The sequence below is a fragment of the Shinella pollutisoli genome, assembly GCF_024609765.1.
GTDB classification, from domain to species: domain Bacteria; phylum Pseudomonadota; class Alphaproteobacteria; order Rhizobiales; family Rhizobiaceae; genus Shinella; species Shinella pollutisoli.
On sequence record NZ_JANFDG010000001.1, the window covers coordinates 83795 to 107703 of the forward strand.

At 66.1% G+C, this 23909-nt stretch carries 28 protein-coding genes and 1 tRNA gene; 15 read left to right on the forward strand and 14 right to left on the reverse strand.

Translation table 11 applies throughout. The annotated features are described in order from the left end of the window. The first annotated feature begins 21 nt into the window (after positions 1-21). From kduI to NNZ72_RS00400, 3 genes are read left to right on the forward strand one after another with little or no spacing between them, the layout of a single operon-like run. The gene (gene kduI / locus NNZ72_RS00390; protein ID WP_257310966.1) at positions 22-864 is read left to right on the forward strand and encodes a 5-dehydro-4-deoxy-D-glucuronate isomerase; all 843 of its coding nucleotides are present in this window, start codon (positions 22-24) and stop codon (positions 862-864) included. Next, entirely contained in the window at positions 861-1616 is a 756-nt protein-coding gene (kduD, locus tag NNZ72_RS00395) for a 2-dehydro-3-deoxy-D-gluconate 5-dehydrogenase KduD (protein ID WP_257310969.1), read from the forward strand. The genes kduI and kduD overlap by 4 nt, the downstream gene beginning before the upstream one ends. A gap of 11 nt (positions 1617-1627) precedes the next feature. Continuing rightward, the gene (locus tag NNZ72_RS00400; protein WP_257310971.1) at positions 1628-1957 is read left to right on the forward strand and encodes a cupin domain-containing protein; all 330 of its coding nucleotides are present in this window, start codon (positions 1628-1630) and stop codon (positions 1955-1957) included. Positions 1958-1966: 9 nt separating this feature from the next. Here NNZ72_RS00400 and NNZ72_RS00405 read toward each other — a convergent pair whose 3' ends face one another. Together NNZ72_RS00405 and NNZ72_RS00410 are read right to left on the reverse strand one after the other, a co-directional pair. Next, the gene (locus NNZ72_RS00405; RefSeq protein WP_257310973.1) at positions 1967-2434 is read right to left on the reverse strand and encodes a hypothetical protein; all 468 of its coding nucleotides are present in this window, start codon (positions 2432-2434) and stop codon (positions 1967-1969) included. A gap of 83 nt (positions 2435-2517) precedes the next feature. Continuing rightward, complete coding sequence (locus tag NNZ72_RS00410) at positions 2518-2745, reverse strand: hypothetical protein (RefSeq protein ID WP_257310975.1); 228 nt, start codon at positions 2743-2745, stop codon at positions 2518-2520. 429 nt (positions 2746-3174) lie between these two features. Here NNZ72_RS00410 and NNZ72_RS00415 point away from each other — a divergent pair, with 429 nt between their 5' ends. Further along, positions 3175-4152 carry a glycosyltransferase family 2 protein gene (locus NNZ72_RS00415; protein ID WP_371747664.1) on the forward strand — a complete coding sequence of 326 codons (978 nt, stop codon included), beginning with the start codon at positions 3175-3177 and terminating at the stop codon, positions 4150-4152. Between the two features lie 21 nt (positions 4153-4173). Here the strand turns inward: NNZ72_RS00415 and NNZ72_RS00420 are convergent, their stop codons facing one another. From NNZ72_RS00420 to NNZ72_RS00435, 3 genes are all read right to left on the reverse strand, one after another. Next, on the reverse strand, positions 4174-4623 hold the full coding sequence (locus NNZ72_RS00420) for a universal stress protein (RefSeq protein ID WP_257310977.1): 450 nt from the start codon (positions 4621-4623) through the stop codon (positions 4174-4176). 175 nt (positions 4624-4798) lie between these two features. After that, positions 4799-6721, reverse strand: coding sequence for a calcium-binding protein (locus tag NNZ72_RS25410; RefSeq protein WP_306766136.1), 1923 nt, complete (start codon positions 6719-6721; stop codon positions 4799-4801). 110 nt (positions 6722-6831) lie between these two features. Next, the gene (locus tag NNZ72_RS00435) at positions 6832-7521 is read right to left on the reverse strand and encodes a TetR/AcrR family transcriptional regulator (protein WP_257310979.1); all 690 of its coding nucleotides are present in this window, start codon (positions 7519-7521) and stop codon (positions 6832-6834) included. Positions 7522-7672: 151 nt separating this feature from the next. On the opposite strand from NNZ72_RS00435, the gene NNZ72_RS00440 reads away from it, so the two are divergent. After that, the gene (locus NNZ72_RS00440; protein WP_257310980.1) at positions 7673-8878 is read left to right on the forward strand and encodes an acyl-CoA dehydrogenase family protein; all 1206 of its coding nucleotides are present in this window, start codon (positions 7673-7675) and stop codon (positions 8876-8878) included. 23 nt (positions 8879-8901) lie between these two features. Beyond that, on the forward strand, positions 8902-10515 hold the full coding sequence (locus NNZ72_RS00445; RefSeq protein ID WP_257310982.1) for an AMP-binding protein: 1614 nt from the start codon (positions 8902-8904) through the stop codon (positions 10513-10515). 27 nt (positions 10516-10542) lie between these two features. Here NNZ72_RS00445 and NNZ72_RS00450 read toward each other — a convergent pair whose 3' ends face one another. Beyond that, positions 10543-11178 carry a TetR/AcrR family transcriptional regulator gene (locus tag NNZ72_RS00450; RefSeq protein ID WP_257310985.1) on the reverse strand — a complete coding sequence of 212 codons (636 nt, stop codon included), beginning with the start codon at positions 11176-11178 and terminating at the stop codon, positions 10543-10545. A 140-nt stretch (positions 11179-11318) separates the two neighbouring features. Between NNZ72_RS00450 and NNZ72_RS00455 the strand changes: the two genes are divergently transcribed. The 9 genes from NNZ72_RS00455 to NNZ72_RS00495 all read left to right on the forward strand — a co-directional run bounded on the left by NNZ72_RS00455 (position 11319) and on the right by NNZ72_RS00495 (position 19590). Further along, the gene (locus NNZ72_RS00455; protein ID WP_257310987.1) at positions 11319-12077 is read left to right on the forward strand and encodes an SDR family NAD(P)-dependent oxidoreductase; all 759 of its coding nucleotides are present in this window, start codon (positions 11319-11321) and stop codon (positions 12075-12077) included. Positions 12078-12131: 54 nt separating this feature from the next. Beyond that, positions 12132-13172: a polyamine ABC transporter substrate-binding protein gene (locus tag NNZ72_RS00460; protein ID WP_257310989.1), complete on the forward strand. Its 1041-nt coding sequence runs from the start codon at positions 12132-12134 to the stop codon at positions 13170-13172. Positions 13173-13217: 45 nt separating this feature from the next. Next, positions 13218-14054, forward strand: a complete 837-nt coding sequence (locus tag NNZ72_RS00465) for an ABC transporter permease (RefSeq protein ID WP_257310991.1) — start codon at positions 13218-13220, stop codon at positions 14052-14054. Then, on the forward strand, positions 14054-14860 hold the full coding sequence (locus NNZ72_RS00470) for an ABC transporter permease (protein ID WP_257310994.1): 807 nt from the start codon (positions 14054-14056) through the stop codon (positions 14858-14860). Before NNZ72_RS00465 ends, NNZ72_RS00470 begins: the two co-directional genes overlap by 1 nt. Beyond that, on the forward strand, positions 14853-15965 hold the full coding sequence (locus NNZ72_RS00475) for an ABC transporter ATP-binding protein (protein ID WP_257310996.1): 1113 nt from the start codon (positions 14853-14855) through the stop codon (positions 15963-15965). The genes NNZ72_RS00470 and NNZ72_RS00475 overlap by 8 nt, the downstream gene beginning before the upstream one ends. Continuing rightward, positions 15955-16746 carry an SDR family NAD(P)-dependent oxidoreductase gene (locus tag NNZ72_RS00480; protein WP_257310999.1) on the forward strand — a complete coding sequence of 264 codons (792 nt, stop codon included), beginning with the start codon at positions 15955-15957 and terminating at the stop codon, positions 16744-16746. The genes NNZ72_RS00475 and NNZ72_RS00480 overlap by 11 nt, the downstream gene beginning before the upstream one ends. Before the next feature lie 48 nt (positions 16747-16794). Beyond that, positions 16795-17613 (forward strand): acetoacetate decarboxylase family protein, encoded by an 819-nt coding sequence (locus NNZ72_RS00485; RefSeq protein ID WP_257311002.1) that lies wholly within the window; start codon positions 16795-16797, stop codon positions 17611-17613. Between the two features lie 159 nt (positions 17614-17772). Beyond that, a complete protein-coding gene (locus tag NNZ72_RS00490; RefSeq protein ID WP_257311005.1) occupies positions 17773-18534 on the forward strand; it encodes an SDR family NAD(P)-dependent oxidoreductase in 762 nt (253 codons plus the stop codon). Positions 18535-18564: 30 nt separating this feature from the next. Then, positions 18565-19590: a phosphotransferase family protein gene (locus tag NNZ72_RS00495; RefSeq protein ID WP_257311007.1), complete on the forward strand. Its 1026-nt coding sequence runs from the start codon at positions 18565-18567 to the stop codon at positions 19588-19590. Between the two features lie 97 nt (positions 19591-19687). Here the strand turns inward: NNZ72_RS00495 and NNZ72_RS00500 are convergent. From NNZ72_RS00500 to NNZ72_RS00535, 8 genes are all read right to left on the reverse strand, one after another. Further along, a tRNA-Phe gene (locus tag NNZ72_RS00500) sits at positions 19688-19763 on the reverse strand. 149 nt (positions 19764-19912) lie between these two features. Then, positions 19913-20122 carry a DNA gyrase inhibitor YacG gene (gene yacG, locus NNZ72_RS00505; RefSeq protein ID WP_257311010.1) on the reverse strand — a complete coding sequence of 70 codons (210 nt, stop codon included), beginning with the start codon at positions 20120-20122 and terminating at the stop codon, positions 19913-19915. A 4-nt stretch (positions 20123-20126) separates the two neighbouring features. Then, positions 20127-20747, reverse strand: coding sequence for a Maf-like protein (locus NNZ72_RS00510; RefSeq protein ID WP_257311012.1), 621 nt, complete (start codon positions 20745-20747; stop codon positions 20127-20129). A gap of 45 nt (positions 20748-20792) precedes the next feature. Next, positions 20793-21011: a translation initiation factor IF-1 gene (gene infA / locus NNZ72_RS00515; RefSeq protein ID WP_004435948.1), complete on the reverse strand. Its 219-nt coding sequence runs from the start codon at positions 21009-21011 to the stop codon at positions 20793-20795. A 145-nt stretch (positions 21012-21156) separates the two neighbouring features. Next, a complete protein-coding gene (locus NNZ72_RS00520; RefSeq protein WP_257311106.1) occupies positions 21157-21621 on the reverse strand; it encodes an arsenate-mycothiol transferase ArsC in 465 nt (154 codons plus the stop codon). Positions 21622-21624: 3 nt separating this feature from the next. After that, the gene (locus tag NNZ72_RS00525; RefSeq protein WP_257311108.1) at positions 21625-22101 is read right to left on the reverse strand and encodes a UPF0262 family protein; all 477 of its coding nucleotides are present in this window, start codon (positions 22099-22101) and stop codon (positions 21625-21627) included. Positions 22102-22104: 3 nt separating this feature from the next. Continuing rightward, positions 22105-23403, reverse strand: coding sequence for a histidinol dehydrogenase (gene hisD / locus NNZ72_RS00530; RefSeq protein ID WP_257311110.1), 1299 nt, complete (start codon positions 23401-23403; stop codon positions 22105-22107). Positions 23404-23452: 49 nt separating this feature from the next. Then, complete coding sequence (locus NNZ72_RS00535) at positions 23453-23890, reverse strand: DUF2948 family protein (RefSeq protein ID WP_257311112.1); 438 nt, start codon at positions 23888-23890, stop codon at positions 23453-23455. Positions 23891-23909 lie beyond the last annotated feature (19 nt).

Sequence of the window (23909 nt, forward strand, 5' to 3'; positions counted from 1 at the left end):
TTCCAGAAAGAGGCAAATACCGTGACCATTTCCGTGACAACCCGCCAGGTCGTCGGGCCGCAGGACGCCGCAAGGCGCGACACCCAGGGCCTGCGCGACGGCTTCCTGATCGAGGACCTGTTCCGCCCGGGCGCAATCAACCTCACCTACAGCCATCTCGACCGGATGATCGTCGGCGGCATCGCCCCGGTCTCCGGGACGCTGATCATCGACCGCGTCGCCGAGACCGGCACCGACCGCTTCCTCGAACGGCGCGAGGCGGCGATCGTCAATATCGGCGGGCCGGGCACCGTCACCGCCGGCGGCACGGACCATCCGCTCGGCTACGAGGAGGCGCTCTATGTCGGCATGGGCGAAGGCGCGCTCGGCTTTTCGAGCGCCGATCCGGCCGAGCCCGCCCTCTTCTATCTCCTCAGCGCCCCCGCGCACCGGTCCTGCCCGACCGTGCGCATCACCCGCGACATGGCGAAGAAGGTCCGCACCGGCTCGGCGGAGGAATCGAACGCCCGCACGATCCAGCAATATGTGCACCCGGAGGTCTGCGAGAGCTGCCAGCTCCTCCTCGGCATCACCATGTTCGAGCCCGGTTCGGTGTGGAACACCATGCCGGCGCACGTGCATGACCGGCGCATGGAGGTCTATCTCTATTTCGGCATGCAGGAGGCAACGCGGATCTTCCACTTCATGGGCGAGCCGGGCGAGACGCGCCACCTCGTGCTCAAGAACCACGACGCGGTGCTGTCGCCGGGCTGGTCGATCCATTCCGGCGCCGGCACCGGCCGCTATTCCTTCATCTGGGCGATGGCCGGCGACAACATGAGCTTCACCGACATGGACAAGGTGCCGATGGACGCGCTCAGATGACCCTCTTCGATCTTTCCGGCCGCACGGCCATCGTCACCGGCGCCAATACCGGCATCGGCCGCGCCATCGCCGTCGGGCTGGCGCAGGCCGGCGCCGACATCGTCGCCGTCGGCCGCTCCGCGATGACGGAGACGGAGGCGGAGGTGCGCGCGGCCGGCCGCGGCTTCCTCGCCCTTGCCGCCGACCTCTCCGAGGCGGGCGCCGCCGGCGACGTCGTCGCCCGGGCGCTCGCGGCGGGCGCAAGGCCGGACATCCTCGTCAACAATGCCGGCATCATCCGCCGCGCCGACACGCTGGACTTCACGGAGGATGACTGGGACGCGGTGCTCGACACCGACCTGAAATCCGTCTTCTTCCTCTGCCAGGCCTTCGCCCGCGCGGCGATCGCCGCCGAACGGCGGGCGAAGATCGTCAACATCGCCTCGCTGCTCTCCTTCCAGGGCGGCATCCGCGTGCCGTCCTACACGGCCGCCAAGAGCGGCCTTGCCGGCCTGACGAAGCTCATGGCGAACGAGTGGGCGGCCCGCGGCATCAACGTCAACGCCATCGCCCCCGGCTATGTCGAGACCAACAACACCGTCGCGCTTCGCGCCGATCCGGAGCGCAACGCCGACATCCTGAAACGCATTCCGGCGGGGCGCTGGGCGCGGCCGGACGACATGGTCGGCGCCGCGATCTTCCTCGCCGCCCCGGCGTCGGACTACGTGCACGGAACCATCCTGCCGGTCGACGGCGGCTGGCTCGCCCGCTGAAAGGAAACACCATGCAGCCCTTCCACACCCTGCCCGAGGACCTCGTCTGGACGGAGGTTGCGCCCGGCAACCGCCGCGCGGTGCTGAGCCACCGTCCGGAAATGATGCTCGTCGCCTTCCGCTTCGAGAAGGGCGCCGTCGGCGCGCTGCATTCGCATCCGCATACGCAGGTGAGCTACGTCGCCGAGGGCAGCTTCGACGTCACCGTCGACGGCACGACGACCCGCCTCGGCCCCGGCAGCAGCTTCATCGTCGCCCCGGACCTCGTCCACGGCGTCGTCGCGCTGACGGACGGCCTGCTGGTCGACACCTTCACGCCGCGCCGCGACGATTTCCTGTGAGGTCGCCGCCTATTTCTTTCCACGTTTGTAGGTGAACGGCCAGACCGGGGCGGCGTCCTCGTCCGGCAGCTCGCCCATGGAGGCGGGCACGCAGGCGCCGATCGCCGTCAGCGCGCCGTCCACGCTGCGCTGGAAGGGATGGACGGAGACGCCGAGGTCGATGCGGTAGAGCTCGTTCTGCTCCGCATGGCGGGCGAGGAAGACGTCCCCGCCGCCAGCCTGCCGGTCGAGCCTGCCCGTATAGGTGATGAACCGGTCGCCGCCGTCGGCATGCTCCTGCAGGTCCCCGGTCTCGGTGTCGATCCAGAACAGAACGGGATTGCCCAGTTCCCTGTCGGCCGCCGATATCGTCAGCGGCCCCGGCGTTCCGATCTCCTCCGCGACCGCGACGGGCGCGCAGACCAGGGTCGCGGCGTGAAGCGGCGACGCCAGGGCGAGGCCCAGAAACATCCCTGTTGCAAAGACGATGCGAGACATGCCGGCTCCCCCCAAGCGTTCGCCGCCGCCGGAGAATGCGGCGGCTTCGCGCAGCTTATCAGGAAGCCGTACGGCGGCAACGGTCAAGCGGCGCCCGCCGGGTCTCCGCCGGGCATGAGCGCCGGATCGACCGCCTGCTTCCGCTCGGTGCGGTCCTCGACGCCGGCCCCGTCCTTGCGGACCCGCTTGCTTTCGTCGGCCTCCGGATGCGTTCCGTCCGAAACGCTGCCGGGATGCGGATCCTCGACATCGGGATCGGGCGTTTCCGACGGCGAAAGCCTGCCGGACCTGTCGCTCGGGCGTGAATTCATGGCGCGTTCCTCCTTTCCGGGCGAATGCGCGCACGGCCGGAATGTTCCCGGCCGGCAGGACGGCTATGGCATCGACGGAGGATAGCGGGCGTCCGGAACGCTTCCCCGATCGGCAAGCATGGCGATGGCCGTCGTAACGAGACGAGGAGGCCGGACAGGTGGATCAGGGTTCGATGATCCCGCACGAGCATGGATCGACGGCGCGACCTCGGACGGCCGGCACGATTGCGGAAGGAACGCCGGACACCCGGCAATCGTAAACGTGAAGTAAATCCACTTCGTTAAACTTTATTTAAAGTCAATTCGGTAAGATTTGACTTCGCGACAAAGGTGCGTTTCCGCTGCCGTCAACAATGGCACGCGTATCCATTCGACATGCGCCGGAGACGTGAGGTTACGTCCCCGGCATAAAGCCAGTACGGAACTTTCATGACTGCTTTGCATGAAATCAATACGAATTCCGACGGCCGTCAACTGGCGGGCATGAGGCCGCCGCGCATCGCCGTCCTGATCCCCTGCTACAACGAGGCAGCCACCATCGCATCGGTCGTGACGGATTTCCGTCTCACGCTGCCGCAGGCGACGGTCTATGTCTACGACAACAATTCGAAGGACGGCACCGCGGAGATCGCGAGAGAGGCCGGCGCCGTGGTGCGTTCCGAAACGCGCCAGGGCAAGGGCCACGTGGTGCGGCGCATGTTCGCCGACATCGAGGCCGACGTCTATGTGCTGGTCGACGGGGACGACACCTATTCGGCGCCGGCGGCGGCCAGGGCGATCGACGGCGTGCTTTCGGACGGCGTGGACTTCGTCAACATCGCCCGGGTCTCGACGGCGGCCGAGGCCTACCGTCCCGGCCACCGGCTCGGCAACGCGGTCCTGACGGACATGGTGCGCTTCTTCTTCGGCCGCCAGTCGACCGACATGCTCTCCGGCTACAAGGTCCTGTCGCGCCGCTTCGTCAAGTCGTTCCCGGCGATGTCCAGCGGCTTCGAGACCGAGACGGAGCTCACCGTCCACGCACTCGAGATGCGCATGCCGATGGCGGAGATCTCCGCGCCCTACAAGGAGCGTCCGCCGGGATCTGTCAGCAAGCTCAACACCTTCCGCGACGGCTGGCGGATCCTGATGCTCATCGCCCGCCTCATCAAGGACGAACGGCCGCTGGCCTTCTTCTCGATGATCGGCCTGGCGCTCCTCGTCTGCGCCGTCGGCATATCGGTGCCGGTCTTCGTCACCTATTTCGAGACCGGCCTCGTGCCGCGGCTTCCGACCGCCGTGCTCTCCGTCGGCCTGGTCGTCACCGGCTGCCTCTCCATCTTCGCCGGCCTGATCCTCGACGTCGTGACCAAGTCGCGCCAGGAGATGAAGCGCATGGCCTATCTCTCGCTCACGCCGCGGCCGTGAGCGGCGGGCGGCCTCGCGCCGTCAGCGAACGATGAGCACCGGAACCTTGGCGTTCTCCGCCACCTCCGCCGCCTGGCTGCCGAGCATGACGCGCGACAGGCCGGTGTGGCCGTGGGACGACATAACGATCAGGGTGCAGCCCTTCTTCTCGGCGATCTCCAGCAGGGCCCCGGCAACCAGCCTGCGAGGGACGTGGATCGTCTCGATCGGCACGCCGAGCGCCTCGGCCTTCTCGCGGATCGGCCCCAGGATCCGTTGCGCGATGAGCGCCTGCGACGTGTCGAAGGCCTCGATTTCGGCTTCGCTCGGCGACCAGAGGTCGAACGCGAAGGCAAACTGCCCGCCGAGCGGCTCCGTCACCGTCACGGCCGTGACCTTGCTTCCGTGTTTTCTCGCCAGTTCCAGCCCGTGATCGACGCCCGCCTGCGCGGTGGCCGATCCGTCGCTGGAAACAAGGATACGCTCGTACATGATGATGCCCCTCCGCAACGACCGCAGGAGACCATTCCGGCCGGACACGCGCAAGACGCACCTTGTCGCAAGGCGCGACCGCCACTTCGCGCGGCAGGGCGATCACGCCCGGCCCTCAGGTCGGGTCGTCGGCCGCCGGCTTTCGGCCGGCCCGAGACCGCCGCGATGCGGCGGATCAAAGGATGAAATCGCCCTTGGCGAAGGCGATCGAAGCGTCGAACCTGATTACGAAATCCGCCTTTCCGTCGCCGTTCACGTCGCCATGCACGAACGTGTCGCCGGATTTCTTCTCGTAGCGCAGTTCCCCTGCCTTCTTGTGGAACGTCTCGGTGCCGATGAACTTGAAGGCCTGGTTGCCGCCGGACGTCGCATCGGCGTCGATCGCCTTCAGGTCGATCCTGTCGCCCTGCTTTCGCGAGAAGTCGTAGACCGTGTCGCGGCCGGAGGCGGTCGAATCCTTGACCGACTTGAAGAGGAAGACATCCTTTCCGCTGCCGCCGTAAAGCTTGTCGGCTCCCGCACCGCCGTAGAGCCTGTCGTTGCCGGCGTCGCCCTTCAGCAGATCCTTGCCGCTGCCGCCATGGAGCTTGTCGCTGCCGGCTCCGCCGTAGAGGCGGTCGTTCCCCTTCCCGCCGTCGAGGACATTGGCCGCGGCATTTCCGTACAGCCTGTCGGAGAACGAGGAGCCGACTAGGTTTTCGATCAAACTGTAGGCATCGCCCTTCGCGTCGCCCGTGTTCAGGCGGGATTTCGCGAGGGATACGATCACGCCGGCCTTGGCGGTGGCATAGGAAGCCGTGTCCGACCCCGCGCCACCATGGAACCTGTCGGCACCCGCGCCGCCGAGAAAGACGTCGTTGCCGGCATCACCATACAGCTTGTCGGCGTTCGCCCCGCCATAAAGAAGGTCGTTTCCGGCGCCGGCATGGACGACGTTTCCCTTGCCCTGGGCATAGATCCTGTCGGCGCCGGAAGAACCGAGGACGGTGACGTTGCTTGCCGCCACCTTGAAAACCTCGATGTTCCTGAAATTCACAAGGGCGTGGCTGTCGTTCTTGATCGTCACCGTCCTCGTCGCCAGATTCAGGACGATGCCGGTGTACCACGATCCCGTTATGAACAGCGTGTCCGCCGCGCCCGCGCCGCCGTCCATGTAATCGGTGTCCAGCGTGGCCGTCTGCTTCAGGTCGAGAACGAGGGTGTCGTTGCCCGCCCCGCCGTAGAGATAGTCGTTGTCGTAGCCGCCGACGAGCCGATCCCGTCCACTGTTGCCGATCAGGACATCGTCGCCGACGTCGCCGGAGATCGTGTGGTCTCCGGTGCCGGCCAGGATCACGTCATTCGCCCCGAGCCCCAGCACGATGGCGTCGTAGGCGTTTCGTCCGTGGATCGTGTCGTCCATGACGACCTCGACGGCATTCTCGACCGACGGGGCATCGCGATTGATGACATAGGACGTATGCCGCATCGCATCCAGCAAGATCGGCGGGACGCCCTGGACCTTGGCCATATCAAGGATCATGTTCTTGACGACCGCTTCTCCCATCAGCCCCATCTGGTCGGGAGAAATCTGTCCGTTCATGCCCTTCTCGACGACGTCGACGAGGGAGGAAACGCCTTTCTGCAGGGCTTTGTGAAGGCCGTAGGTGGTTATTACATTGGCGGCGAGACTGAAGCCGTTGGCGGATGCATAGGCCGAAACCAGCGTTTCGAAGCTTGCGCTCAGTTGCTCCGTGACGATATCGGCGGTCGAGCGTTGCAGAAGGTCGACGGGTATCTGGCTGATGTCGTCGACGACGATCGAGACATATTTTCTCGGGCTCCAGTTATAGGATTCGAACCCCGGCACGGATTCCGAAACATCTTTCTTCGAAAGATGGACGGCGGCAATGGACACCTCGTAGTAGTCGTAGCCGTTGTTGGGATCGTAGGACCATCCGGAATAATATGGAACCGAGGTTTCGTTCGGATCGAATATCGTCCCCCAGCGGTATGCGACAACCTTCCCGGCCAGATACAACTTCTCGAAGCTATCAGACTGACGCGACTGGGCCTCGGTCTTGTTGTACGACAGTTCCACCCAAACCAAGGTCGACATACCGCCTCCGGCATCTGGAAAAATTGTCTCAAGCACATAACAAAATTAAGGGTTGTGCACAATTGCCTGGCGTGCCGTCCGAGCGGGATACGCCTGGGTGCGGAAGCGGCTCAGGCGGAGCCGTCTTTCCGGACGATGGCCCTGTGGAACAGTTCGATGACGACGTCGGCGTATTTCTGCGCGGATATCCCGCGTCGACGGTATTTCCCGTGCTTCACGTACCAGTCCTGCAGCAGCGGCTTGAGCAGGGCCGCGGTCAGGCCGACGTCATCGATGTGGAAGCATCCCTTGTCCACGCCATCCTGGAGAACCGAAGCGAAGATCTTCTCGGTCGCCAGTTCCCCGTCGAGCGCGATGTCGCGTTCCTCCTGCGCGAAGAAACGGGCCTCCATGTAGGAGAAGGCGAACCAGGCGTGCATCCTGTCCGTCACGTCGATATGGGTTCGGATGAGCCAGTCCAGATGGCGGTGCGGGTCGGCGGCGACGTCCTCCGGGGCATCGGTCAGAAACTCGACGATCGTGCTCGACACCTCGGTGACCATCATGCGGAGCAGCGAGTTCTTGGAATCGAAATACGCATAGAGCCCTCCCATGGACATGCCCGCCTCCGCAGCGAGCTCCCGCAGGCTGGTCGCGTGAAATCCCTGCCGGCGCGCGAGGGACAGCGTCGCCTCGACGATCCTGATCAGCTTCGGCAGCGCCATGCGCTCCTTCTGCACGCGGATGATGGCGGCGTTGCGTTCGATCATGCGGCGGCAGATTTCGGCCGTGTCGAGCGTGCGCGGCGTCAGGGCTGGCATGTCGGCCTCCTTTAAAAAAATCGAGCGATCGATTTAAATATTGACTGTGCGCGAGAATAGAAGCGATACTCGCAAAAGGAAAGAGAGGGCGGGCGATCGGGACGCTTCCAGGAAGCGGCATCGCTTCCCGCGCCATCGGGGACATGGACTCATGGATTTCACGATCGACCCTCGCACCGAAGAGTTTCGCCGCCGCATCGCGGATTTCGTCGAAACCCGGATCATGCCGCTGGAGCAGGCCCCGTCGGCGTTCGACGCGCATGAGAACATAAGCCTCGATTCCCTGGCCGACCTGCGGGCTGGATCAAGGGCGGAGGGACTGTGGTGCCTTCAGCTGAAGCCCGAGAACGGCGGCCAGGGCCTCGGCCGCGCCGGCATGGCGGTGTGCTACGAGGAAATGAACCGCTCCATCTTCGGGCCGGTCGTGTTCAACGCGGCCGCACCGGACGACGGCAACATGATGGTGCTGGAGATGGCGGCGACCCCGAAGCAAAGGGAACGCTGGCTCATGCCCATCGTCGAGGGCAAGGTACGGTCGTCCTTCGCGATGACCGAGCCGCATCCGGGCGGCGGTTCCGATCCGTCGATGATGCTGACCACGGCGGAGAGACGGGGCGACCGCTACGTGGTGCGCGGGCGCAAGTGGTTCATCACCGGGGCGGCCGAGGCGCAGCACTTCATCCTCCTGGCCCGCACGTCGGACGATCCGCGGAAGGGATTGACCGCGTTCCTGTTCGACCGCGACCAGCCCGGCTGGCGCATAGACCGGAGGATTCCGATCATGGGACCGGAGGAGCACGGGGGGCATTGCGAGCTCGTGTTCGAGGGGCTGGAGATCCCCGCCGAGAACGTCCTGCTGGAGGAGGGCGACGGCCTGAAGCTGACGCAGATGCGGCTGGGGCCGGCGCGGCTGACGCATTGCATGCGCTGGCTGGGACTGTCGAAGCGCTGTGTCGAGATAGCGCGCACCTACGCCGCCGAGCGCTTCGCCTTCGGCAGCCGGCTGTCGAAGCGCGAATCCATCCAGATGATGCTGGGCGACCTCGCCATGAAGATCGAGATCGGGCGGCTTCTGGTGATGAAGGCGGCATGGGAGCTCGATCGCGGCGGCTACGCGCAGAAGGAGGTGTCGATGGCCAAGGTGCACGTCGCCAACCTGCTGCACCAGGCCTCCGACACGGCAATCCAGATCTGCGGCGCGCGCGGCTACTCGAAGGACACGGTGCTCGAGTGGATCTATCGCTATGCCCGGCAGGCGCGGCTCGTCGACGGCGCGGACGAAGTGCACAAGATGGTCCTGAACCGCAGGCTCGAGAGCGAGGGGGCCGGCTTCTGGCGCTGGCAGGTTGCGGGCTGAAGACGAACGGGAGGGGGGCGACCATGCATCTGGAACCGCATCTGGCTCCGCGGCCGGCCAACCATCCGCCGCTCACGCCGGTCGAATTCCTTGTCAGGTCGGTCGAGGTCCACGGCGACAGGGAGGCCGTGGCCTGGGGCGACACGACGTGGACGTACCGTGCGTTCGCGCGGATGGTCGACCGTTTCGCGCGTTTCCTCCGCACGGCGGGGATCCGTGCCGGCGATGTGGTCTCCGTCATGGCCGCCAATCGCCCGGAGATGCTCGCCGCGCATTATGCCGTGCCCATGCTGGGTGCCGTTCTCAACACGATCAACACCCGTCTCGATGCCGATGCCGTCGGCTATATCCTCGGCCATTGCGAAAGCAGGATCCTGATTAGCGATGCCGAATGCCTCGCGGTCGCGTCGCAGGCCGTGCCGCACGGCGTGGCGCTTCATGTCCTTTCCTGCCCGCGTGGCGAGACGTCCGGCGGCAATGCGCTCGATCTTCTGGCGGAGGACGGCATCGCCCCCGCTCTGGACCTCGGCGCGATCGCGGATGAATGGCAGCCGCTCTGCGTCAACTACACGTCCGGAACCACGGGACGTCCCAAGGGCGTCGTGTACACCCACCGGGGCGCCTATCTCAATGCCGTCGGCAACGTGCTTGCCCTGGGGCTGACGACGCGGTCGAAGTACCTGTGGACCCTGCCGATGTTTCACTGCAACGGCTGGTGCCATACCTGGGCGGTCACGGCGGCCGGCGGGCTGCACGTCTGCATCGACCGGCCCGACCCGGCGCTGGTTTTTGCGGCAACCGAGGCGCACGGCATTACCCACCTCGCCTGCGCGCCGGTCGTTCTCTACATGCTGCTCAACCATCCGGCGCGCGAGATGCGCAATCCCGCCAACCGCGTCAGGGTGGCGACCGGCGGGGCCGCGCCCACGGAAACCCTGATCGAGCAGCTCGGCGCGCTGGGATTCGACCTCGTCCATCTCTACGGCCTGACCGAATCCTACGGCCCGGCGACGGTGTGCGACCTCACGGAGGAAGAGCGTGCCAGGCCGGCCGCCGAGATCGCGCGCGCGCTGGCGCGGCAGGGGATGCGCCATGCGACGGCCAGCCGGGCCCGCGTTGTCGATGCGGCCGGCAACGACGTTCCGGCGGACGGAAGGACGATGGGGGAGATCGTCCTTGTCGGAAACACGCTGATGGCGGGCTACCATCGCGATGCCGACGCGACGGCGCAGGCCTTCCGCGACGGCGTCTTCCATACCGGCGACCTTGCCGTCCGTCATCCCGACGGAAACATCGAAATCCGCGATCGCTCGAAGGACATCATCATCTCCGGCGGGGAGAACATCTCCAGCCTCGAGGTCGAGAACGTCCTTCACCGCCATCCCGCCGTCCTGCTTGCGGCCGTCGTCGCGATGCCGCACGACAAGTGGGGCGAGACGCCCGTCGCCTTCATCGAGCTCCGCAAAGACGTGATGGTGGACGAGACCGAGCTGCGCGCGTTCTGCCGCCTGCATCTCGCCGGCTACAAGACGCCGTCGCGCTTCTTCTTCTCGGAGATCCCGAAGACGGCGACGGGGAAGATCCAGAAGTTCGCGTTGCGGGAACGGGCCCGCTCCATGGAGATCCGGGGCAAGTAAGGGCCGGGGCGGCAACGGCCGCCGACCTCACCCGTTCCGGCGCGAATGGATTCCGTTCAGGATCGTGTCCATGAAGATCGAGCCGATCTGCTCGGGGGTCGCGGAGCCGTCCGGCTGGAGCCAGAGATAGGAGTAGTTGTGCATGCCCAGCACGCCCTTCACCAGCAGCCTCGACGTCTCCTGGAACTCGCCGGCGGCCGTGCCCTGCTCTATGACGGAGAGCCAGATATCCTCGTAGACGCCGCGGCGGGCGAGGACCTGATCCCTTCGCTCGCCCTGAAGGGACCGGATCTCGGCGAAGAAGACGGTCCAGCCGTCCCTGTGCTCGGCTATGTTCCTCATGAGGTTGTGGCTGAGCTTGTAGAGCAGCTCCGTGTGGGTCGCCTTCTCCTTCAGGATGTTCTGGCCGTCCTCGATCAGCTTTTCCAGGTAGAATAGGCTGATGTCGAGCAGAAGGTCCTCCTTGCTCTTGATGTGGTAGTAGAGAGCGCCACGCCCCATCGACACTTCCTCGCACAGGTCCTGGATCCCGGTCGCATGGAATCCACGCTGCGACCATAGCCTTTCAGCCGCTTCGCGAATTTCCCGCTTGGGATCCTTTCTGCGCGTGAAGGTCTCGACGCGCTTCGGCGCCGTCGCATTCGAAGTGCTGTCTTGCGTCACCTGCCTGCTCCCGTGTCGTTCGTCCGAAGAGGACTTTTATCCATTGACAAGATTTGGAGACAGATGCAAGTTTGTATTGACCGATCAGTCCAAAACGCCAATGCGGGCATGGATTGTCGGGGGACGTGGAGGAGACGTCGATGGGGGTTTCATTCGTCACGGGGGCCGCTTCCGGCATCGGCGCCGAGATCGCGCGGCGCCTGGCCGGCTCGGGACCGGTCTGCCTGCTTGATCGCAACCTGGCCGGTGCCGTCGAGGTCGCCTCGGCGATCGCGTCCGCCGGCGGCGAGGCTCTCGCCCTTGAAGGCGACGTCGGCAACTCGGCGGACCTCGCGCGCGCCGTTCACGCCGCGGTGTCGCGTTTCGGCCGCCTGGACGTGGCGGTGGCGAGTGCGGGCGTGGACACCTACGGCGGATTTCTGACGGCAAGCGAGGTCGACTGGGACCGGGTGATGACGGTCAACGCCAAGGGCGTTTTCCTGACCGCGCAGGCCACTCTCCCGAGCCTGATCGAGACGGGCGCGGGGCGCTTCATCGCGATCGCCTCGGACGCCGGACTGGTCGGCTGCCCCGGGTTCTCGGTCTACTGCGCGTCGAAGCATGCGGTGATCGGCCTTGTCCGATCGCTGGCATGCGAATTCGGCGGGCGCGGCCTGCGCGCAAACTGCGTCTGCCCCGCCTTCGTGGAGACACCCATGTCGGCGGCCTTCGCCGCGAACGCATCCGGGCCCGAAGCCGAATACTGGCACGGCGTCGTGCCGCTGAAGCGCTTTGCCCTGCCGTCCGAGATCGCCGGCGTCGTCGACTACCTGGCTTCGCCGGCGGCGAGCTACGTGAACGGCGTCGCCTATGCGGTCGACGGGGGCGCGACCGCCGAACTCCATCGAAGCGCCGCCTAGGTTCTTGGACGTTCGCAATTCACCGGACCGCCGGTCCGAAAATGGGAGGGAACCATGAAATCGAGCTCAACGAAATACAGCATGCCGCTTGCCCGGGCGCTCGCCTTGGGCTGCGTCCTCGCGGTGCCTGCATCCGCCCAGGAAAGCACGATCACCTATGTGACCTACGGCGGCGTCGCCGCCGATGCGCAGAAGAGCGCCATCGTCGAGCCGTTCATCGAGGCGACGGGCATCAACGTGGTGATGGACGCCCCCAGCGACTACGCGAAGGCCGAAATCCAGGTGAAGTCCGGCCAGGTGACGTGGGACGTCCTGACGGCCGAGCCCTTCTTCATCGAGAAGCAGTGCGGCGTGCTGTTCGAGCCGATCGACACGACGATCGTCGATACGAGCGGGTTCGAGGCGTCGGACTACTCCACGTGCTTCGTCCCGTCCTACAAGGCCTCGTACTTCCTCGCCTACAACAAGGACATGGTCGGCGACAACCCGCCGCAGAACTGGGCCGACTTCTTCGATCTGCAGAAATATCCGGGCAAGCGGGCGCTGCACAACTACGCGACGAGCGGCGCCCTCGAAGCCGCCCTTCTCGCCGACGGCGTGAAGCGCGACGAACTCTATCCCCTGGACCTCCCCCGCGCGATCAGGAAGCTCGACAGCATCAAGGACAGCATCGTCTTCTACAACACCGGCTCGGAACAGCAGCAGCTCATGGAGGCGGAAACGCCGGTCATGGTCCAGGCTTGGGCCAGCCGCTTCCTCGAAGCCACGCGCAACGGCGCGCCCTATGTGCCGCAATGGGCGGACAATCTCGGATACACGGATTCCCTCGCCGTCCTCAAGGGCTCGAAGAACAAAGACGCGGCGATGAAGTTCATCGCCTATGCGACGAGCGCCGAGGCCCAGACCCGTCTCGACGAGCTGCTGCCCTACGGCCCGGTGACCCGCGACGCCAAGCCGAAGCTTCCTCCGGACATGGAAGCGCTGCTCGTGACCAATCCCGACATCGCCGAGAAGACGATCGCCACGAGCACCGCCTATTACGCGGAGCATTTCAACGACGCCGTCGACGCCTGGAACGACTGGCTCAACAAGTAGGCGCCGATCTCGTGGACGTCGCGCGGCATATGGGACGGAACGGACATGCTCAATGACACCAGGCTCAGATGGCTTATCCTTTTCGTCCCAGTTGCCGTGCTCGGCGTCTTCTTCTGGTACGGCGTGGCGGACTCGCTCTGGAAAAGCTTCGCTTCTCCCGAGATCGGGCTGCAGAACTACGCGGCGTTCCTGCAATCGCCCGCCGAGATGGCGGTGCTGAGGAGAACGTTCCTCGTTTCGATCGGCGTCACCGCGGTGTGCCTGGCCTTCGGCTATCCCTACGCATATCTGATGACGGTCACGACGGCACGCCTCAGGACCCTGCTCATGGTCGTCGTGCTCATCCCCTTCTGGACGAGCATGATGGTGCGGACCTACGCCTGGGTCGCCCTGCTCCAGAACAACGGCCCCCTCGACCGCGTCTTCAAGAGCCTCGGAATCGGCGGGCTGGCGCTGATCGGCACGCCCGGTGCCATAATGATCGGCATCACGCAGATCCTCATGCCCTTCATGATCATGTCGCTCTACGCGAACATGGTGCGCATCGACCGGCGCCTGCTCGACGCGGCGGACAGCCTGGGCGCAAGCCCGGCGGTCGCCTTCGTCAAGGTCTTCGTGCCGATGACGGTTCCCGGTGTCGTCGCCGGCTGCACGCTGGTCTTCGTTCTTTCCCTCGGCTTCTATCTGGCGCCGGTGCTGCTGGGCTCTCCCCAGCATGCGATGCTGTCGCAACTGATCGTGCAGCAGGTCAGCCAGCTTCTCGACTTCGGCCGGGCCGGGGCCATGGCCGGCGTGCTCCTGGCGCTTGCGCTCTCCGTCGTCGCGCTCGGCGCCGTCCTTGCACGCCCGGCGATCGAGCGCGGCTATGGGGAGAACACGTGATGCGCGGAGGCATTCCCCGTTCTCCCGGCAGGATTTTCGCCTGGGGCATGGCCGGGCTCGTCATGCTGTGGCTGACCGCGCCGGTTCTCGTGCTGCTTCCGCTGAGCTTCAGCGGGCGGAGATCCTTCCGTTTCCCGCCGGATACGTGGTCGCTTCGCTGGTACGAGAACTTCTTCACGGATTCGACGTGGCATGCCAGCCTGCTGACCTCGCTCAAGGTCGGCCTGCTGTCCACCGCGGCGAGCATGATCCTCGGAACCATGGCGGCCTTCGCGCTTCACAAGCTGTATTTTTCCGGCAAGGCCTTCGTCACCGGCTTCCTGCTTGCGCCGATGATCTTCCCGGGGGTGGTCAGCGCGATCGCCATATTCGGCGTCTATCTGACATGGCACATTTCCGGGACGCTGACGGGCTTCGTCGCCGCGCACACGGTCCTTTCCCTGCCCTTCGTGATCGTGTCGGTCCGCAGCGCGCTTCGCATCTTCGACTGGGAGCTGGAGAAGGCCGCCGCGTCTCTCGGCGCATCGCCTTTCGAGACCTTCAGGCTGGTGACCCTGCCGCTGATCCTGCCCGGCGTTCTCATCGGCGGACTTTTCGCCTTCGTCATCTCGTTCGACGAGGTGGTGGTGTCCCTGTTCCTGCAGACGCCCTTCGTGCGGACGCTTCCCGTGCAGATGTATCTGAGCGTCACCGAGAGCATAGACCCGACGGTCGCGGCCGCCTCGACGATCATCGTGATCGTGACCGTGGCGTCGATACTGATCTCCATGCTCTTCTGGCAAAAGCGAAAGACAAGCGATGCATAACCCATCTCAATCGGGCGCCAGCCTGGAGATAAGCGATCTGTCGAAGGCCTACGGCAGCTTCAAGGCGCTCGATGCCGTCAGCCTGACGGCCAGGCAGGGCGAGTTCCTGTCGCTGCTCGGGCCGAGCGGTTCCGGCAAGACGACGACATTGAACATGATCGCCGGCTTCACCAGCCCGACTTCGGGTGAGATCCGCGTGGACGGGCGGGAAATCTCCACGCTGCCGCCCTATCGCCGCGATATCGGGATCGTGTTCCAGCACTACGCCCTTTTCCCGCACCTGACCGCGGCGCAGAACATAGCGTTCCCCCTGCAACGGCGCGGGATGCCCAGGCGCGACGTCGCCGTCCGGGTCGCCGAAGCGCTGGAGATGGTCAAGCTCGACGGCTACGGCGACCGATATCCCCGACAGCTGTCCGGCGGGCAGCAGCAGCGCGTGGCCTTCGCGCGCGCCGTGGTCTTCAAGCCGAAACTGCTGCTGATGGACGAGCCGCTCGGCGCACTCGACAAGAAATTGCGCGAGGACCTTCAAGGCGAGATCCGGCGCATTCACCGCAGCCTCGGAATCACCTTCGTCTTCGTCACCCACGATCAGGAAGAGGCGCTCGCCCTGTCCGACAGGATCGCCGTCTTCAACCACGGAAGGATCGAGCAGATCGGCACCAGCCGGGAACTCTACGAAACGCCCGCAACCGAGTTCGTCGCACGCTTCATCGGTGAAGCCAACATTTTCTCCGGGACGCTCGTTCGCGGCGATGCCGGCCTCGCGCTCGACACGCCCGTCGGGCTGCTTCCGGTCGAAACGCGGCTTCCCGCGGGCCGACAGGCCAGCCTCGTGGTCCGGCCCGAGCGGCTGGAGATCGGCAAGGCGCCCCACGCCGGGTCCGATCCTCACGTCCCCGCCACGGTTCGGGACGTAGTCTATCTCGGCTCGAACCGCCGGATCGAGATCGTCTTCGACGACGGGCGGACCGGGATCATCCGCGGTTCCGGGCGCGGGACCGACGTCGGTGCGGGCGAGCGGATCGACATCCGCTGGTCCATCGCCGACGGCTATGTCGTGCCCTTTTCTTCCAGCCAGACGGGTGACGGCCATGGTTCATGAATTTGCCGGGCGCGCCGCCATCGTAACCGGCGCAGCGTCGGGGATAGGCCTGGCGACGGCCTCGCTGCTGATGGAACGCGGAATGGCGGTCGCCCTGTTCGACCGCGACAAGGACGCGCTGGAGGAAAGGCTGGCCGCCTTCCTGCAGGCGGGCAACACGGCGATTGCCGTATCCGGCGACGCCGCCGATCCAGACGATGTCCGCAACCTCGTGCGAAGGACCACGGGCGCCTTCGGGCGGCTCGATGTGGCTATCGCCAATGCCGGCATCGATACGGTCGGGCTGGTCCACGAATTGAGCGACGAGGACTGGGCGCGCGGCCTGGCGGTCAACGTCACCGGCGTCTTCCTCCTCGCCAAGCACGGCATACCGCGGATGATCGAGGCCGGGGGCGGCTCGTTCATCGCGGTCGCCTCGGCGGCGGGCCTGAAGGCGCTCGCCGGCAACGCCGCCTACGCCGCCGCCAAGCACGCCGTCGTCGGGCTCGTCAAGACGATGGCCGTCGACTACGCCGCCTACGGCCTGCGCAGCAACGCCGTTTGCCCCGGCTTCGTCGAAACCGAAATGGTTCAACGCTATCTGGCGTCGGCGCCCCGGGGCGAACGCGAACGCCGCCTCTCGAAGATCGCCGCGGGGCGCTTCGCGAGGCCGGACGAGGTTGCCGCCGCGATCGCCCACCTTGCCTCTAGGGAAGCCTCGTACGTGAACGGTGCCGCCCTGATGGTCGACGGCGGGGCCTACGCGGGCTATCTGCCGCCGGCTTATCGGGCGTCCCCCTGACACATTCGTATCGGCATCGAGATCACAGCCAAGCAAAGGAGAGCTGACGTGGCCAGTTTCGTCAAAACACAGGAAGAGATCGACCGCATCCGGAAGATCATCTATCCGACGCACTTCCAGTATGAGGCGCTCGTCGTCGCGTTCGAGGTGCCCGAGGACTTTCTCAGAAGCATCCTGCCGCCCTGCTTTGCGCCGTCGAAGACATCCCGCATCGCCAAGGCGCAGGTATCCCGCTGGCAGAGCCTGAGATCCGGGTTCGACTGCGCCGTGGTGGACTTGCCGGCCCGCCACGGCGATTTCGAGGGCTGGTATCATCTCACCCACCTCATCAGCGGCGACATGCCGGTCACGGTCGGACGCGAGATGTGGGGCGAGGCCAAGAAGCGCGGCGACATGTCGTTGACGGTCGACGGCCGCAGGGCCCACGGCTACGGCGAACGCAACGGAGTCCGGCTGATCGAGATCGAGGCGGAGCTCGACGACGATACGGGGCCCGTGGAGAACCCGCAGAACCGCCTCGAACTCAAGGCATTCATCTCCTCGGACGGACAGGGCCTGCAATACGACCCGATCGTCCTGCGGCTGGAGCAGAACGAATATATCGACAAGCTGCGTCCCGGCAGGGGAACCCTGACCTTCCGCAGTTCGGAGGCCGACCCGACGGGAACCATCCCGATCTCCAGGATCGTGTCCGTCCAGCATGAAGTCGGGAGCTCGGCGATGGGCACGCTCGGAGAGTTCCCGGTCTCGGAAGGCCGCGAAGCCTATATCCCGTATGTCTGGGGCCGCTCCTACGACATCGACCAGACGCACAAGTTCGAGGATACGAAGATCCTGTCCCGGTCGGGCTCGTTCACCGCCGGCTAATCCCGGCGCCGCAATCCGGAGGCGCCCTCCTAGCACCGCCTCTCGACAATTGCCGAACACAGACGTGGCGGCCGGCCTCGCCGGCCGTCCGATGCGGTTTCAGGTTCGAGGACGGCAGCTCTCGCCGATCGGACCGTGAAGAATTCGGGGTATATCTTGATGGACAACGGCAATGTCCGAAGCCTGTCCGGACTGCGGGCGCTGGTAACGGGCGCATCCGGCGGACTCGGCTTCCATTTCGCTCAACTGCTCGCACGCGAGGGCGCTGCGGTGACGCTCGCCGCCCGCAGGCTCGACCTGCTGGAACGCAACCGGGATGCGATCGTCCAGGCGAACGGTACGGCCGATATCGTGGAAGTCGACGTCGCCGATGCGGCGTCGGTCGAATCCGTGTTCGAGAACGACAGGGTCTTCGAGATCGTCGTGAACAATGCGGGCATCAGCCGGACCGCCAGCGCCTTCGAGATCACGGACGCCGACTGGGACGACGTCATGGACACCAATCTCAAAGGCGCCTTCATGGTCGCCCGTCATGCGGCGTCGGCGCTGCGAAAGCACGGGAAGGCCGGCAGCATCGTCAACGTCGCCTCGATCCTGGGCCTGCGGGTGGCGGGCGCCGTTGCCGCCTACGGCGCCTCCAAGGCGGGCCTCATCCACCTGACGAAGTCCCTGTCGCTCGAATGGGCAAGGTTCGATATCCGCGTGAACACGCTATGTCCGGGCTACATCGAAACGGACCTCAATCGGAGCTTCTTCGCCAGTCCCGCCGGCAAGGCCCTCATACAGCGCATCCCGCAAAAACGCCTGGGGCGCCCCGAGGACCTGGACGGGGCGATGCTGCTGCTGTGCTCGGATGCCGGCAGATACATCACGGGCTCCTCCATCGTGGTCGACGGCGGGCACCTGGTGTCCTCGCTTTAGGGATCGCGGCGCGTTGCAGGAGTCCGGAGCATGACGAGCGCGAAGAACCTGGATTTTCCGCCGGAACGGCTGGAAGCCTTCCTGCGGGCGCATTTCGGCGCTGGCACGCTGAGCGTCGAGCGGATCGGAGGAGGACAATCGAACCCGACATACTTCGTCGACTTCGGCGACCATCGCCTGGTGCTGCGCAAGCAGCCGCCCGGCAAGATCCTGCGCGGCGCGCACGCTATCGACCGGGAATATCGCGTGATGCAGGCTTTCGGGGCGACGGACGTGCCGGTCCCGGAAATGGTTCTGTTCTCCGCGGACCCCGGCATCCTGGGGACGCCGTTCTTTCTGATGGAGCGGGTCGACGGCCGTATCTTTTCGGATTGCTCGCTCCCGGACATGGCGCCGGCAGAGCGCCGCGCGATCTACCGTTCCATGGCGGAAGCGCTCGCGAAGATGCACCGCCATCGCCCTTCGGAGATCGGGCTGGCCGACTTCGGCCGGCCGGGCGACTACTTCGCGCGCCAGGTTCATCGCTGGACGAGCCAGCTGAAAATATCCAGCTATGCGGACGACAGGGTTCTCCTGGCTCTTGCCGGCCGGATCGCATCGCTGCTGCCGCCGGACGACGGCCTGGTCTCCATTGCGCATGGCGACTTCAGGCTCGGCAACCTCCTGTTCCATCCGACCGAGCCGCGCGTCGTCGCCATCCTCGACTGGGAGCTTTCGACGATCGGCCATCCGTTGGCGGACCTCGGTTTCGCAGCCATGCCGTGGTTCACGGCGCCGAACGAATATGGCGGGATCCTGGGTTGCGAACGTGACGGGATCCCGCAGGTCGACGAATTCTTCGGCTTCTATCGTGCCGTGCTGCCCGACGTTCCGCGGCCTTTGCCCTTTCACATCGCCTTCGCGCTTTTCCGCTTCGCGGTGATCTTCGTCGGCATCGGCGACCGCGCCGCCGCCGGAAACGCCGCCGATCCGGACGCGGCGTCTTACGCTCCCCTGGCCAAGCGCTTCGCCATCCGCGCCAACGAGGTTCTCGACCGGGCGCCGGGCGCATTTTAGACGAGCTCAACGGGCTTTCGTCACGGAACCAACATCCGCCGCACGGACCGGTATCCGAGCATCCTGCCCGGCGAAGCGTTTATTTCCTGGATAAAAATGGTGCCCGGAGGCGGATTTGAACCACCGACACGCGGATTTTCAATCCGCTGCTCTACCAACTGAGCTATCCGGGCATCCCGTGGGGCGGTTGTGTTCGCCCCGGAAGCGAGCGGGGTTATAGCATCTTGCGGGAATGTGTCCAGTCCCAACGGCGGTTTTTTGCGGGAAAAATCGTCGTCTCGCAAGAGGCGGAAAAGATTGCGTTTTTGGGCGCGCGCCCTGCCTACGCGTCGTCCTCTTCGGCTTTTGCCTCGTCGTCGGCGACGGGGATGGCGTAGGAGCCGGAGAGCCAGCGGTTGAGGTCGACGTCGCGGCAGCGGGGCGAGCAGAAGGGATAGTGCTCGCGCGCCGAGGGGCGGCGGCAGATCGGGCACGGCACCGCCTTGCGCAGGGGCGCCACGGTCGCGGCCGGCTTGTCGTCCTTCTCCGCCATGGCCTCAGGCCTCCGGCCAGCCGGCGTGCACGTCGAAGCCCTCGCCCGACAGCAGCGCCAGCGTCTCGTAGAGCGGCAGGCCGACGACGTTCGTGTAGGAGCCGACGAGCTTGACGACGAAGCTGCCGGCGATGCCCTGGATGCCGTAGCCGCCCGCCTTGCCGCGCCACTGGCCGGAGGCGAGATAGGCCTCGATGTCGAAGCTCGACAGGCGCTTGAAGCGCACCTTGGTGTCGACCACCTTCTGGCGCACGGTGCGGTCCGGCGTGATCAGGCACACGCCGGTGAAGACGCGGTGGCTGCGGCCGGAGAGCAGGTGGAGCGCGCTGGACGCCTCCTCCAGCATCTCCGTCTTCGGCAGGATGCGGCGGCCGACCGAGACCACGGTGTCGGCGGCGAGGATGTAGCTGCCGGAAAAGGCGGGGTCGCCCTTGATGGCGGCCAACGCGGCCTGCGCCTTGCCGGTCGACAGCCGCCGCGCCAGCGAACGGGGATGCTCGGCGCGCTTCGGCGTCTCGTCGATGTCCATGGGCATCAGGCGCGCGGGCTCGATGCCGGCCTGCGCGAGCAGTTCCACGCGACGCGGCGAGCCGGATGCCAGGATGAGCTTGTCGTTGAGCGCCATGGGAACTCTCGGGGGAACTCCGGGATGCGCGAGGCCGCCCGAGGATTACTTGAAGCGGTAGGTGATGCGGCCCTTGGTGAGGTCGTAGGGCGTCATCTCGACGAGGACCTTGTCGCCGGCGAGAACGCGGATGCGGTTCTTGCGCATGCGGCCCGCGGTATGGGCGATGATCTCGTGCTCGTTTTCGAGCTTGACGCGGAAGGTCGCGTTCGGAAGCAGTTCCGTCACGACGCCGGGAAATTCGAGGACTTCTTCTTTTGCCATCTTGTGGTGATATTCCTGTGGGGTGGATTCGGGGAGGCCGGATTGCCCGCCTCGAAAATTTGCCGGAAACTACACAATCCCCGGTCCTTTGTGAACACCGAAGCGCCGGGTTTCTGCATTTCGCGGCGCGGAGGCGCGCAGGCCCTCAGCCGGCGGGCACGAGCCGCTCGGCAATCAGCCCTTTCAACTGCTCGCGGATGTCGCGATAGGCCGACAGGATCTGCTCGCGCGTGCCGGTCGCCGCCGTCGGATCCGGCGTCGGCCAGTAGATCACGTCGACGGCCATGGAGCGCGTGAGCTCCAGCGCCGCGTGATGCGCCTCCGGCGCCAGCGTGACGATGAGGTCGAAATAGTCGTCCTCGAGCTGGTCGAGCGAATGCGGCACGTGGCGGCCGAGCGAGAGCCCCACCTCGTCGAGCACCGCGTCGACGAAGGGGTCGCGCTCGCCGGGGCGCACGCCGGCGGAGGCGACATAGGTGCCGGCCGGCAGCATGCTGCGGGCGAGCACCTCGGCGATCGGCGAGCGCACGGCGTTGAGCCGGCACATGAAGAGGATCGAACCCGGGGCGCGTGCCTTCTTCGCGTCTGAGCCGGAGGAAGCGCCCGCCATCGGCTACCCGCGCCAGTAGAGCACGCAGACGAGCGTGAAGAGGCGCCGCGCCGTGTCGAAATCGAAGCGGATCTTCCCCGACAGCCGATCCATCAGCGTCTGCGAGCCCTCGTTGTGGATGCCGCGCCGGCCCATGTCGATCGCCTCGATCTGGCTCGGCGTCGCCGAGCGGATCGCCTGGTAGTAGCTCTCGCAGATCAGGAAATAGTCCTTGACGATGCGGCGGAAGGGGGTGAGCGAGAGGATGTGGGTCGCCACCTCCTCGCCCGCCTCGGTGCGGATCGCGAAGACGAGCTTGGAATCGATCAGCGACAGCTTGAGCCGGTAGGGGCCGCCGGCATGGCCGATCGGCTCGAAGGTGTTCTCCTCGATGAGGTCGAAGATGGCGACCGCGCGCTCGTGCTCCACGTCCGGCGTGGCGCGGCCGATCGTGTCGTCCAGCACCACGTCGCAGAGGCGGAAGCGGTCCCTTGCGGCCATCGCCTATCCTTCCGGATTGAGGCGGACGGCGACGGAGCGCGCATGCGCGCCGAGCCCCTCGGCTTCGGCAAGGGTGATCGCCGCGGGACCGAGCGCGCGCAGCTGCTCCGGCCCGAGCCGGAGGATCGAGGTGCGCTTCATGTAGTCGAGCACCGAGAGTCCGGAGGAGAAGCGGGCGGAGCGGGCGGTGGGCAGCACGTGATTCGAGCCGCCGACATAGTCGCCGATCACCTCGGGCGTATGGCGGCCGACGAAGATCGCCCCGGCATTGCGGATCTCGGGCATCAGCGCGTCCGGGTCGGCGGTGGCGATCTCGACGTGCTCGGCGGCGATGCGGTTCGCCAGCGGCACGGCCTTCTTGAGGTCCGGCACGAGGATGACCGCGCCGAAATCGCGCCAGCTCGCGGCCGCCGTCTCGGAGCGCGCCAGCGTCTTCAGCTGCCGCTCGACGGCCGCCTCGACGGCATCGGCGAGCGCCGGACTGTCGGTGACGAGGATCGACTGGGCGCCGACGTCGTGCTCGGCCTGGGCGAGGAGGTCGGCCGCGAGCCAGTCCGGATCGTTCTCGCCGTCGGCGATGACGAGCACCTCGGAGGGGCCGGCGATCATGTCGATGCCGACGGTGCCGAAGACCTGGCGCTTGGCGGCGGCGACGAAGGCGTTGCCGGGGCCGGTGATCTTGGCGACGGGGGCGATCGTCGCCGTGCCGTAGGCGAGTGCCGCCACCGCCTGCGCGCCGCCGATGCGGTAGATCTCGTCGACGCCGGCAATCCGCGCCGCAGCGAGCACGGCCGGGTTGACCGCGCCGTCCTTGGCCGGCACGACCATGACGAGGCGCGGCACGCCGGCGACCTTGGCCGGCACCGCGTTCATCAGCACCGAGCTCGGATAGCTCGCGGTGCCGCCCGGCACGTAGAGGCCGACGGCGTCGATCGCCGTCCAGCGCGAGCCCAGCCCGACGCCGATCTCGTCCTCGTAGATGTCGTCCTTCGGCCGCTGGCGGGCGTGGTGCTTCTCGATGCGGCGGGCGGCGAGTTCGAGTGCTGCGATGATGTCGGGATCGACGGCCTTAAGCGCCGCATCGAGCTCCTCCGGCGCGACGCGCATCGGCGTTGCGGCGAAATCGAGGTTGTCGAAGCGCTTCGTATAGTCGGCGAGCGCTTCGTCGCCGCGGGCGCGCACGTCGTCGATGATCGCGCGGACGGTGGCGTTGACGTCCTCGGAGACCTCGCGCTTGGTGGTCAGGAAGGCGGAGAAGCGCGCCTCGAAATCGTCGCTCCGATAGTCCAGTCTGATCGCCAAGTCGTCCGTTCCCGTCCTCGGCCGGCGCGGGGGCGCGCCGGGCATTGCCTCACGCCGCCGGATGGCGGGGTTTCAAGCTGGTTTCCCATGCTCCGCCGGTATCTGCAAGCTGAACTTCGACGCATTCCACATCGAGCGCCACCGAGGCCTCGCCGGACATCAGGAGCTCGACCGTGCCCTCCGGCCCCTCGCCCTTCGGCGTGAAGCGGAGCGCCAGGAGCGAGAGGACGGCGTCGCCCTTGCGGCGGTCGATGCCGATCGAGCGCACCGCCTCGACGCGCTTGAAGGCGAGGACCGCGCGGCGGCGCTCGAAGCGCTTTCCGCGCCCGTCCGCCGTTTCCCAGACGAAGCGGTTGACGACGACGGAGAAGACACGCCGGCGCGCGTCGTAGGAGAGCCCCTCGGTCTTGAAGACCGCGTCCTGCACATGGGCGGAGACGACGGCGAGGTCTTCCGCGTCGAGGGCGAGCAGTTTCAGGCTGTCCATTGTCGTGTCCTTCCGGGAT